General features: G+C 66.2%; 12 protein-coding genes. 10 read left to right on the forward strand and 2 right to left on the reverse strand.

Translation table 11 applies throughout. From position 1 onward, the window contains the following. The first annotated feature begins 61 nt into the window (after positions 1-61). The 6 genes from flgA (at position 62) to JQX08_RS02635 (ending at position 4,738) form a co-directional block, all read left to right on the forward strand. The gene (gene flgA, locus JQX08_RS02610; RefSeq protein ID WP_204914495.1) at positions 62-811 is read left to right on the forward strand and encodes a flagellar basal body P-ring formation chaperone FlgA; all 750 of its coding nucleotides are present in this window, start codon (positions 62-64) and stop codon (positions 809-811) included. A gap of 197 nt (positions 812-1,008) precedes the next feature. After that, positions 1,009-1,350 (forward strand): flagellar biosynthesis anti-sigma factor FlgM, encoded by a 342-nt coding sequence (flgM, locus tag JQX08_RS02615; protein ID WP_204914497.1) that lies wholly within the window; start codon positions 1,009-1,011, stop codon positions 1,348-1,350. A 67-nt stretch (positions 1,351-1,417) separates the two neighbouring features. Next, the gene (locus tag JQX08_RS02620) at positions 1,418-1,888 is read left to right on the forward strand and encodes a flagella synthesis protein FlgN (protein ID WP_204914499.1); all 471 of its coding nucleotides are present in this window, start codon (positions 1,418-1,420) and stop codon (positions 1,886-1,888) included. Between the two features lie 140 nt (positions 1,889-2,028). Next, on the forward strand, positions 2,029-2,766 hold the full coding sequence (locus tag JQX08_RS02625) for a flagellar regulator YcgR PilZN domain-containing protein (RefSeq protein WP_204914501.1): 738 nt from the start codon (positions 2,029-2,031) through the stop codon (positions 2,764-2,766). 118 nt (positions 2,767-2,884) lie between these two features. Continuing rightward, positions 2,885-4,261, forward strand: coding sequence for an L-serine ammonia-lyase (locus JQX08_RS02630; protein ID WP_204914503.1), 1,377 nt, complete (start codon positions 2,885-2,887; stop codon positions 4,259-4,261). A gap of 69 nt (positions 4,262-4,330) precedes the next feature. Next, a complete protein-coding gene (locus JQX08_RS02635; RefSeq protein ID WP_204914505.1) occupies positions 4,331-4,738 on the forward strand; it encodes an OsmC family protein in 408 nt (135 codons plus the stop codon). 7 nt (positions 4,739-4,745) lie between these two features. Here JQX08_RS02635 and JQX08_RS02640 read toward each other — a convergent pair whose 3' ends face one another. Together JQX08_RS02640 and JQX08_RS02645 are read right to left on the reverse strand one after the other, a co-directional pair. Next, a complete protein-coding gene (locus tag JQX08_RS02640) occupies positions 4,746-5,879 on the reverse strand; it encodes an AI-2E family transporter (RefSeq protein ID WP_204914507.1) in 1,134 nt (377 codons plus the stop codon). A 137-nt stretch (positions 5,880-6,016) separates the two neighbouring features. Then, complete coding sequence (locus JQX08_RS02645; protein WP_204914509.1) at positions 6,017-6,478, reverse strand: Lrp/AsnC family transcriptional regulator; 462 nt, start codon at positions 6,476-6,478, stop codon at positions 6,017-6,019. A gap of 301 nt (positions 6,479-6,779) precedes the next feature. Between JQX08_RS02645 and JQX08_RS02650 the strand changes: the two genes are divergently transcribed. From JQX08_RS02650 to lpdA, 4 genes are read left to right on the forward strand one after another with little or no spacing between them, the layout of a single operon-like run. Continuing rightward, complete coding sequence (locus JQX08_RS02650) at positions 6,780-8,012, forward strand: 3-methyl-2-oxobutanoate dehydrogenase (2-methylpropanoyl-transferring) subunit alpha (RefSeq protein ID WP_204914511.1); 1,233 nt, start codon at positions 6,780-6,782, stop codon at positions 8,010-8,012. Next, positions 8,009-9,061 (forward strand): alpha-ketoacid dehydrogenase subunit beta, encoded by a 1,053-nt coding sequence (locus tag JQX08_RS02655; protein ID WP_204914514.1) that lies wholly within the window; start codon positions 8,009-8,011, stop codon positions 9,059-9,061. The genes JQX08_RS02650 and JQX08_RS02655 overlap by 4 nt, the downstream gene beginning before the upstream one ends. Beyond that, positions 9,062-10,360, forward strand: coding sequence for a dihydrolipoamide acetyltransferase family protein (locus tag JQX08_RS02660; RefSeq protein ID WP_204914515.1), 1,299 nt, complete (start codon positions 9,062-9,064; stop codon positions 10,358-10,360). 6 nt (positions 10,361-10,366) lie between these two features. Beyond that, positions 10,367-11,767, forward strand: coding sequence for a dihydrolipoyl dehydrogenase (gene lpdA / locus JQX08_RS02665; RefSeq protein ID WP_204914518.1), 1,401 nt, complete (start codon positions 10,367-10,369; stop codon positions 11,765-11,767). Positions 11,768-11,770: the final 3 nt, after the last annotated feature.

Below are 11,770 nucleotides of genomic sequence, written 5' to 3' on the forward strand. Positions count from 1 at the left end.
TGCCTCCTCTCTATTAGCGCCGTTGCCTGAAGGCGGCACGGGCCTTGCTACTCAAGCCGTCATGAAACTGCTAACGACATATTCTCGGCGCCTACTGGCACAATGCCAGGCCTTCTGCCTGATTCTGCCATGTTTTGGCTATAGCGCTGCCAGCCTCGCCGACATCACCCCGCCTGAGCAACTTATCGGCGTGACCCAGGGATTTCTTGAGTTCACCGTCGAAGACTATTTGCAGCAGAGCGCGATTCCCGGCCGCTACGAAATCCAGGTCAACGACCTCGACTCGCGCTTGCGCATGCCGCAGTGCGACAGGGAATTGACGGCCTCACTGGAAAGTCCGGCCAAGCCGCTCGGGCGCGTCACCGTGCGGGTGCGCTGCGAAGGCGCGACGCCGTGGACCATTTTCATTCCGGCTCAGGTCAAGCTGTACCGCGAGGTACTGATCGCCAGCCGACCGCTGAAGCGCAGCACGGTGCTCGGGGAAGGCGACATCAGCCTGGTCGAACGCGACGTCGGCCTGCTCAGCCAGGGCTACCTCACCGAACCCGAGCAGGCGCTAGGCAAGAAAGTCACCCGCCCCGTGCAGCCGGACCAGATCCTCACCCCGACCTTCCTGCAGCAGGCGGAGATGGTGCGCAAAGGCGACCAGGTGCAGATCAACGTGCGCAGCAACAAGATCAACGTACATATGAACGGCGAAGCGCTGTCCGACGGCACCGAAGGCGAACAGATTCGCGTGCGCAACCTCAGTTCGCAGCGCGTGATCAAGGCCCGCGTGGCCGCTCCCGGGGTGGTCGAGGTTGCCATGTAGCGGCATTTTTCTGGTGGCGCCGACGCGCCCAATATCCCTAAACTGCTCTGATCGATGGATTTGCCGAGCGCCAAGGAACATGGCGAGGTCCGGCCACTCGAAGCTGAAAGAAGAAAGGCGAGATTTTCTTCTAAAGTTTTCTCAGGCATGGCCGAAAAGCTAGGCAAGCGTCCAACACCTTCAGAGGTTTTTGCATCATGGTCATCGACTTCAACCGGCCCAACAATGCCGCTACCCCCAGCACCACTGGGCGGGCTGCCGGCACTCAGTCTGGTGCTCGTGGCGATGCCGTCGGCGCCAACCAGACCACTTCGACGCCAGCGCCAGCTACTCCCGCGCCGGCTCCGAAAGCGGGTGAATCCGTGCAGCTCAGCCAGGAGGCCCAGCAGTTGCAGAAGATCACCGAAAAGCTGGGCGACCAGCCAGTTGTCGACAAGGCGCGTGTTGAGCGCCTCAAACAAGCGATTGCCGACGGCAGTTACCAGGTCGACAGCCAGCGCGTCGCCGGCAAACTGCTCGACTTCGAGTCCCAGCGCTAGTCCACTGGCTGCGCTGGGGCGTTGGACGCAACCCAGGCCTCGTGCCTGCTAACTCCCAGGGCCTGCCATGCTCGACGTTACCTTGCTGCGCCTTCTCACTGACGATATCGGCACCATGCAGCGTCTGCTTGAGCTGATCGATGCGGAATTCCAAGCCCTGAGCGACCGCGACCTGCCACGCCTCGAGCAGCTGCTCGGCGAAAAGCAGCCGCTGCTCGCACAACTCTCCCAGCACGGCAGCGAACGCAGCCAGATCATGCTCAAACTGCAGCTCAGCCCCGATCGCAGTGGGCTCGAGGCGCTCGCCGAGCGCTCGGTGCATGGCGCAGACCTGCTAGCACGTAGCGACGAACTCACCGCCCTGCTGGAACAATGCCAGAACGCCAACCTGCGCAACGGCCGCGTCGTGCACACCAGCCAGGCCTCGGTACGCAGCGTGCTGGGCATCCTGCGCGGCGGCAGTGATACTCCGAACCTCTATGACAGCCGTGGCGGCGCCGCTAAAATCGCCTCGCAGCGCCCCTTGAGCCAGGCCTGACGCCCGGCCCGCTCGACGAAACCGCCCACCCAGGCACGTCGCCAGCGAGATCGGGGCAAGATCAGAACAAGAAAGGCAACGGACATGCCGGCAGAACGCCAGTATGCTAGCGCCAGAGTTAGCTCGGAGATTTGTGGACCGTGTCCAACCCCTTCAACGCGGATAATGGCCCGCAGCCACCCAAGACCCTCAAAGCGCCGCTAGAGATCTTCGCCAACCTGCGCCAACTGCACCAACATCACGACCCGCTGGTGATCACGTTCCACGAACGCAGCCAGCGCTTTCAAAGCTACCTGATCGAAATCAACCGCGAACGCGGCTACCTGGCGTTCGACGAGCTGGTGCCCAACGACGGCGAGCGCTTCCTGGTGGGCGGTGAAAGCTTCAAGGTCGAAGGCTTCCACGACGGTGTACGCATCGCCTGGGAATGCCATCAACCGGTGCAGATCGGCGAGTTCGAAGGGCACCGCTGCTACTGGAGCCTGCTGCCCACCGAAGTGCTCTACCACCAGCGTCGCAATGCCTTCCGTGCGCCCTTGAAGCAGGCCCAGCTGGTCAGCGTCGAGCTGGCAGGCGAGCGCCTGAAAGCCGGCCTGAAGGGCCAATTGCTGGACATCTCCGCCACCGGCTGCAAGCTGCGCTTCCCTGGCGACGTCAGCAAGCAGCTGCAAAGCGGTCAGGTCTACGAGCGCTTCACCGCACACCTGCCGTTCGGCGCGATGACTACCTCGGTCGAGCTGCGCCACGTGATCTACGACGAGAAGCTCGACATCAGCTTCGCCGGCACCCGCTTCCACCGCATGAGCGGCCTGGAGCAGCGGCAGATCGAGCGCTTCGTCTATCAGCTGCAGCGCGAAGCCCGCCGCGACGAGATCTGAAACCGTCCTTGCCGTTTCGCCCGGCAACGCGCTGCCCGCCCCGCACCTTGTCCGACCAGTGCTGCCCCGACGCGCACCCAGCTAAGCTGAGAGAACCCTCCGCCAGACATCCTGCGCCATGGCACTCAGCGTCTTCGACCTGTTCAAGATTGGTATTGGCCCGTCCAGCTCGCACACCGTGGGGCCGATGCGCGCCGCGCTGCGCTTCGCCGAAGGCCTGCAGCGCGACGACCTATTACAGGCCACCACCAGCGTCAAGGTCGAGCTGTACGGCTCGCTGGGCGCCACCGGCAAGGGCCACGGCAGCGACAAGGCGGTGCTCCTCGGTCTGGAAGGCGAGCAACCGGACCGCGTCGACACCCAGGGCATCCCGGCACGACTGGAGACCATCCGCAGCAGCGGCGAGCTGCAACTGCTGGGACGTAAGGCCGTGGCCTTCAACGAGAAGGAGCACCTGGCGTTCATCCGCAAGCCGCTGTCCTTCCACCCCAACGGCATGATTTTCCGCGCCTTCGACAGCGCCGGCTTGCAGCTGCGCAGCCGCGAGTACTACTCGGTCGGCGGCGGCTTCGTCGTCGATGAGAATGCCGCCGGACTGGATCGCATCGTCGCCGACCGCACCGAACTGCCCTACCCCTTCACCACCGCCAAGCAGCTGCTCGAACACTGCGCGCAGCACGAGCTGGCGATCAGCGACCTGATGCGCGAGAACGAAAAGGCCTGGCGCCCGGCCAAGGAGACCTCGGCGAAGCTGCAGGAAATCTGGAGCGTCATGCAGGAGTGCGTGACCAATGGCTGCCACAGCGAGGGCATCCTGCCCGGCGGCCTGAAGGTCAAACGCCGCGCCGCGGCGCTGTACCGCCAGCTCAGCGAACACCCGGAAGCCAACCTGCGCGACAACCTCATTGTGCTCGACTGGGTCAACCTGTACGCCCTGGCAGTCAACGAGGAGAACGCCAGCGGTGGCCGCGTGGTGACCGCGCCCACCAATGGCGCCGCCGGGATCATTCCCGCTGTGCTGCACTACTACACGCGCTTCATCGTCGGAGCCAATGCCGACGGCGTCGAACGCTTCCTGCTCACCGCGGCGGCCATCGGCATCCTGTACAAGGAGAACGCCTCGATCTCCGGCGCCGAAGTCGGCTGCCAGGGCGAGGTAGGCGTGGCCTGTTCGATGGCCGCCGGGGCGCTCTGCGAAGTGCTCGGCGGCACCGCGCAACAGGTGGAGAACGCCGCCGAGATCGGCATGGAGCACAACCTCGGGCTGACTTGCGACCCGATTGGCGGCCTGGTCCAGGTGCCGTGCATCGAGCGCAATGCGATGGGCTCGGTGAAGGCGATCAACGCCGCGCGCATGGCCCTGCGCGGTGACGGCAAACACTATGTCTCGCTGGACAAGGTGATCCGCACCATGCGCCAGACCGGCGCCGACATGAAGAGCAAGTACAAGGAAACCGCCCGTGGCGGCCTGGCCGTCAACATCATCGAATGCTGAGCGTGCCGTGCCAGCGCGCCGCTCGGCCTGCTACCGTTAGCGCTTCACATCCCCGGGGGAATACATCGCATGAGCCAGGAAATCGTCAGCGCCAGCATCGGCGCCATACCTTATCGCGTCACGCTGTCCGAAGGCGCCCACCAGTGGTTCGGCGATGCGCCACAGAGCCTCGGCGGCGGTGAAAGCGGCCCCTCGCCGCACCAGCTGCTGCTCTCCGCGCTGGGCGCCTGCACGGCGATCACCGTGAGCATGTACGCGCGGCGCAAGGAACTGCCGCTGACCGGCCTCGACGTCGAGCTGTTCATCAGCGCCGAACAGCTGACGCCGCCGGCGCTGACGCAGATCGAGCGGCGCGTGACCCTACACGGCGAACTCGACGCGGCGCAGCGTCAGCGTCTGCTGGAAATCGCCAACGCCTGCCCGATCCACAAGCTGCTGAGCGGCGAGATTCGCATCGACACCCAGCTGCAAGGCTGAACCGACGTCAGCTCGTCGGGCCGGGGGGTAGCTGCTCCACCGGCCCCGGCGCAGCTACCGGTGCCCCGCCCGGGGACTGATAGACCCAGGACATGAACAGCTTGTAGCCGACCGCCAACAGCACCGGGCCGATGAACAGGCCGATGATGCCGTTGGCAACCATCCCGCCCAGCGCGCCGATCAGCACCACCGGCATCGGCACCGCGACGCCACGGCCGAGCAGCAGCGGCTTGAGGAAGTTGTCGACCAGACCGGCGACGAAGGTCCACACGGCAAACACCACGCTGGCCACCGAGACGCCATGCACCGCGAACGCATAGGCGATCACCGGTAGGGTGATCAGTGCGATCGGCAGCTGCATGATGCCGAGCAGCAGCACCGCCAGCGCCAGCAAACCGGCACCGGGGATGCCCATCAGTACCAGGCCGACGCCGACCAGGAGCATCTGGATGAAAGCGATCCCCACCACCCCCTGAGCCACCGCACGAATGGTCGAGGTGCACAGCTCGGCGATCTGCGGGCCACGCTCCGGGCCGGAGATGCGCGTGGCGATGGCGTATGCCGAGCGGGTGCCCGCCTCGCCATTGGCCATGATGATGCCGGCGATCACCAGCGCGAAGATGAAGATCATCAAGCCCATGCCGGCACCGGCCAGCTTGCCGAGGATCAACTTGAGCGTGCCCTGGATGTGCGGGCCGACCTGATGCAACAACCAGCTCATGTCGCTGGAGGCGTGCTCCCAGAACTTGAACAGCGGCTCGCCAATGATCGGCCAGGTCGCCACCGACGGCAGCGGCGGCGGAATACGCAGGCCACCACCCTGCTCAAGCATCTGCTTGCCGACCTGCACCGAATCGACGATCGAGCCGCCGAGCAAGGCCAGCGGCATCATCAACAGCAGCAGGCCGAGCAGCACGATGACGAACGCCGCACGTCCGCGCCGCTCACCAAGGCGCGCGGCGAGCAGCGAATTCAGCGGATACAGGGTCACCGCCATGATCAGCGACCACAGCATCAGGTTCAGGAAGGGATGGAAAATCGTGTAGCAGGTGACCACCAGCGCGGCCACCAAGCCGGCACGGATCAGTACATCCAGTAGTTCCCGCGAGACCGGTCGCTCAATGGGACGTTGTTCCAACATCGATTTCTCCTTAATGCGATGGGACGACGGCGACCCGATATTCAGCCTAGCCGAACCGGTGCGCGCAGACGCGCACGGGCCACCGATCGCGGCAAAGATCGCATTTTTTCCGCGCCAACGCCCGCGCTGTCAGCGACTCAGATCGGTGGTGCGGAACGCAGCATCACCGACTTCAGGGCGAACGCCGACTTGATGCCGGCAACCCCGGGGATGCAGGTCAGGGTGTTGGTGAGGAAGGCCTGGTAGGCGGCGAGGTCCTTGACCACCACCCGCAGCATGTAGTCGGCATCGCCGGTCATCTGGAAGCAGCTCATCACCTGCGGTGCGTCGACGATGCGCTCCTCGAACCGGGCGAGGTAATCGCCGGTCTGCTTTTCTAAGGAGACGGAGACGAACACGCTCATCGCCCCGGACAGACGCTCCTCGTCGAGGCGCGCAAAGTAGCCCTGGATGTAGTGCTCCTCCTCCAGGCGGCGCACCCGACGCAGCGTCGGGGTCAGCGACAGGCCCACCTTGAGGGCCAGGTCGCGCCAGCTCAGGCGGCCATCCTCGGCCAGGGCGCGGAGAATCTTGAGGTCGATGCGATCGAGTTCGGCCATGGTGAGCTGTTCTACTGTTTTGGTTTTTGTTAGTTCAAACATACTAATCACTGTCGCTTAAGCGAGTCAATTTGGAGCAAAAAACCATCTACCGAGGCATATACTGAATTCACAAGAACAAACGACGAGGACCTCACCATGAGTGACGTCACGCACACCCCGCTCCTCCGCCGCGTCCGCGCGCGCCATTTTTTCGCCGCTGCCCAACCCGGGTTGCACCCGCCCAGTCCGTTCGCCGCCGCGCCTGTTCGCTGAGCCCTTTCCGACCCCTTCCTTGGGCCGCAAAGGCCGGAGGCACGCCATGACCGATTACGCTCCGCTGCGCTTGCACGTCCCGGAACCCACCGGGCGTCCTGGCTGCAAGACCGATTTCTCCTACCTGCACCTGTCTCCCGCCGGCACCGTGCGCAAGCCGGCCATCGACGTGGAGCCGGCGCAGACCAGCGACCTCGCCTACAGCCTGGTGCGGGTGCTCGACGACGACGGCCAGGCATGCGGCGACTGGAACCCGCAGCTGAGCCACGAGCAGCTGGAAACCGGCCTGCGCGCCATGCTCAAGACGCGCATCTTCGACGCGCGCATGACCACCGCGCAGCGGCAGAAGAAGATGTCCTTCTACATGCAGTGCCTGGGCGAAGAGGCCATCGCCACCGCCCACACCATGGCGCTGAAGGACGGCGACATGTGTTTCCCGACCTATCGCCAGCAGGGCATCCTGATCACGCGCAACTACCCGCTGAAGGACATGATCTGCCAGCTGCTCTCCAACGAGGCCGACCCGCTCAAGGGCCGCCAGCTGCCGATCATGTATTCCAGCCGCGAGTACGGGTTCTTCTCGATTTCCGGCAACCTCGCCACCCAGTTCATCCAGGCGGTCGGCTGGGGCATGGCCTCGGCGATCAAGGGCGATACCAAGATCGCCTCGGCGTGGATCGGCGACGGCGCCACCGCGGAAGCGGACTTCCACACCGCCCTGACCTTCGCCCACGTCTACCGCGCGCCGGTGATCCTCAACGTCGTCAACAACCAGTGGGCGATCTCCACCTTCCAGGCCATTGCCGGCGGTGAAGGCACCACCTTCGCCAACCGTGGCGTCGGCTGCGGCATCGCCTCGCTGCGCGTCGACGGCAACGACTTCCTCGCCGTGTTCGCCGCCTCGCAATGGGCCGCCGAACGCGCGCGGCGCAACCTCGGCCCGAGCCTGATCGAATGGGTCACCTACCGCGCCGGCCCACACTCCACCTCCGACGATCCGTCGAAATACCGCCCGGCCGACGACTACACCAACTTTCCGCTCGGCGACCCGATCGCCCGCCTGAAGCAGCACATGGTCGCCCTCGGCATCTGGTCGGAGGAGCAGCACGAGGCGCTGCACAAGGAACTGGAGGCGGAAGTGATCGCCGCGCAGAAGGAAGCCGAACGCCACGGTTCGCTGGTCGACGGCCACGTGTTCAGCGCCGCCAGCATGTTCGAGGACGTCTACAAGGACCTGCCGGAGCATCTGCGCCGGCAGCGTCAGGAGCTCGGGGTATGAATGCCATGAACCCGCAAACGGAAAACGCCCAGGCAGTAACCAGCATGACCATGATCCAGGCGCTGCGCTCGGCGATGGACGTCATGCTCGAGCGCGACGACAACGTCGTGGTGTTCGGCCAGGACGTCGGCTACTTCGGCGGCGTGTTCCGCTGCACCGAGGGCCTGCAGAAGAAGTACGGCAGCTCGCGGGTGTTCGACGCGCCGATCTCGGAGAGCGGCATCATCGGTGCCGCCGTCGGCATGGGCGCCTACGGCCTGCGCCCGGTGGTGGAAATCCAGTTCGCCGACTACGTCTACCCGGCCACCGACCAGCTGGTCTCCGAGGCCGCGCGCATCCGCTACCGCTCGGTGAACGACTTCATCGTGCCGATGGTGGTGCGCATGCCCTGCGGTGGCGGCATCTACGGCGGGCAGACGCACAGCCAGAGCCCGGAGGCGATGTTCACCCAGGTCTGCGGCCTGCGCACGGTGATGCCGTCCAACCCCTACGACGCCAAGGGCCTGCTGATCGCCTGCATCGAGAACGACGACCCGGTGATCTTCCTCGAACCGAAGCGCCTGTATAACGGCCCGTTCGACGGCCACCACGACCGCCCGGTGACGCCCTGGTCCAAGCACCCGGCCAGCCAGGTGCCGGATGGCTACTACAGCGTGCCGCTGGACAAGGCGGTGATCGCCCGCGAAGGCAGCGAACTCACCGTGCTGACCTACGGCACCACCGTCTACGTGGCGCAGACCGCGGCCGCGGAGACCGGTATCGACGCCGAGATCATCGACCTACGCAGCCTCTGGCCGCTGGACCTGGACACCATCGTCGCGTCGGTGAAGAAGACCGGCCGCTGCGTCATCGTTCACGAGGCCACCCGCACCTGCGGCTACGGCGCCGAGCTGATGTCGCTGGTCCAGGAGAACTGCTTCCACCACCTCGAATCGCCCATCGCGCGCGTGACCGGCTGGGACACCCCCTACCCGCACGCTCAGGAATGGGACTACTTCCCCGGGCCGGCGCGCGTCGGCGCCGCATTCAAGCGTGCCATGGAGGTCTGAATGGGCATTCACGTCATCAAGATGCCGGATATCGGCGAAGGCATCGCCGAAGTCGAGCTGGTGGAGTGGCACGTGCAGGTCGGCGACGAGGTGCATGAGGACCAGGTGCTGGCCGAAGTCATGACCGACAAAGCCACGGTCGAAATCCCCTCGCCGGTGGCCGGCAAGATCCTCGCCTTGGGCGGGGTGCCAGGCCAGGTGCTGGCGGTCGGCGGTGAACTGATCCGCCTGGAAGTGGCAGGCCAGGGCAACCTCAAGGAAGCCGCGCCGACGCAGGCCGAGGAGGCCGCGCCGGCCCAGCCGGCAGCCAAGCCCGCAACCGCCGCGCAAGCCGCCCCGCAACCAACCAAGCCCGAGCAGCCCCGCGTCGAACTCAAGGTGGTCGCCCCGGCAGCCCGCCCGGCGGCGACGCCGGCGGTGCGCCGTGCGCCGGGAGAAAAGCCGCTGGCCTCCCCGGCGATCCGCCAGCGCGCCCGCGACCTGGGCGTCGAGCTGCAGTTCGTGCAGGGCAGCGGCCCCGCCGGGCGCATCCTCCCCGACGACCTGGAGCACTACCTGACCCACGGCGGCGCCACCGTGGCCTCCGGCTACGCCGCGCGCCACGACGAGCAGAAGATTCCGGTGATCGGCCTGCGCCGCAAGATCGCGCAGAAGATGGCCGAGGCCAAGCGGCGCATTCCGCACTTCAGCTATGTCGAGGAAATCGACGTCACCGACCTCGAGGCCCTGCGCCAGCACCTCAACGCCAAGTACGGCGCGGCGCGCGGCAAGCTGACCCTGCTGCCCTTCATTGCCCGCGCGATGGTGGTCGCCCTGCGCGAGTTCCCGCAGCTCAACGCCCGCTACGACGACGAGGCCGACGTGGTCACCCGCTACGGCGCGGTACACCTGGGCGTCGCCACGCAGAGCGACAACGGCCTGATGGTGCCGGTGCTGCGCAACGCCGAATCCCGCGACCTATGGGGCAATTCCGCGGAAGTGGCGCGCCTGGCCGAGGCCGCGCGCAGTGGCAAGGCCAGCCGCGAGGAGCTGTCCGGCTCGACCATCACCCTGAGCAGCCTCGGCGCGCTGGGCGGCATCGCCAGCACGCCGGTGATCAACCACCCGGAAGTGGCGATCGTCGGGGTCAACCGCATGGTCGAGCGGCCTATGGTGGTCAATGGCCAGATCGTGGTGCGCAAGATGATGAACCTGTCCTCCTCCTTCGATCACCGGGTGGTCGACGGCATGGACGCGGCAGCCTTCATCCAGGCCGTGCGCGGCCTGCTCGAACACCCCGCCACCTTGTTCCTGGAGTAAGCGTCGATGGCTCACGTCACTGAAACCACGCTACTGATCGTCGGCGGCGGCCCCGGCGGCTACGTCGCCGCGATCCGCGCCGGCCAGCTCGGCATCCGCACCGTGCTGGTGGAAGGCGCCGCCCTCGGCGGCACCTGCCTGAACATCGGCTGCATCCCGTCCAAGGCACTGATCCACGCCGCCGAGGAATACCTCAAGGCCCGCGAATTCGCCGGCCACTCGGCGCTGGGCATCAGCGTGCAGGCGCCGAGCATCGACATCCAGCGCACCGTGGAATGGAAGGACGGCATTGTCGACCGCCTGACCACCGGCGTCGCCGCGCTGCTGAAGAAGCACGGCGTCAGCGTGGTGGAGGGCTGGGCGAAGATCGTCGACGGCAAGACCGTGGAAGTCGATCTCGCCGCGGGCGGCACGCAGCAGATCCACTGCGAACACATGCTGCTGGCCACCGGTTCGAAGTCGGTGGAGCTGCCGTTCCTGCCGGTCGGCGGCAACGTCATCTCCTCCACCGAGGCGCTGGCGCCCAAGTCGCTGCCCAAGCGCCTGGCGGTGGTCGGTGGCGGCTACATCGGCTTGGAGCTCGGCACCGCCTACCGCAAGCTGGGCGTCGAGGTCACGGTGGTGGAAGCGCAGCCGCGCATCCTGCCCAGCTACGACGAGGAGCTGACCAAGCCGGTCGCCGCCGCGCTGCGCAAACTGGGCATCGAGCTCTACCTCGGCCATAGCGTGATGGGCCTGGAACCGGGCGGCCACGGCCTGCGCGTACGCGACGACCAAGGCGCGCAGCGGGTGATCGAGACCGACCAGGTGCTGCTCGCCGTCGGCCGCCACCCCAATGCCAGCGGCTGGAACATGGAAGCCCTGCACCTGGACATGCACGGCCGCGCGGTGAAGGTCGACGCGCAGTGCCGTACCTCGATGCGCAACGTCTGGGCGATAGGCGACCTGGCCGGAGAACCGATGCTGGCGCACCGCGCCATGGCCCAGGGCGAGATGGTCGCCGAACTGATCGCCGGCAAGCGCCGCGAATTCGCGCCGACGGCGATCCCCGCGGTGTGCTTCACCGACCCGGAAGTGGTGGTGGTCGGCCAGACCCCGGAACAGGCCAAGGCCGCCGGGCTGGACTGCATCGTGGCGAGCTTCCCGTTCGCCGCCAACGGCCGGGCGATGACTCTGGAGTCCAGCGACGGCTTCGTCCGCGTGGTGGCGCGCCGCGACAACCACCTGATCCTCGGCTGGCAGGCGGTGGGCAAGGCGGTCTCGGAGCTGTCCACGGCGTTCGTCCAGTCGCTGGAGATGAATGCCTGCCTGGAAGACATCGCCGGCACCATCCACGCCCACCCGACCCTCGGCGAAGCGGTGCAGGAAACCGCCCTGCGCGCGCTGGGGCACGCCCTGCATATCTGAGCG

This window comes from Zestomonas insulae (assembly GCF_016901015.1).
In the GTDB taxonomy this organism is placed as follows: Bacteria; Pseudomonadota; Gammaproteobacteria; order Pseudomonadales; family Pseudomonadaceae; genus Aquipseudomonas; species Aquipseudomonas insulae.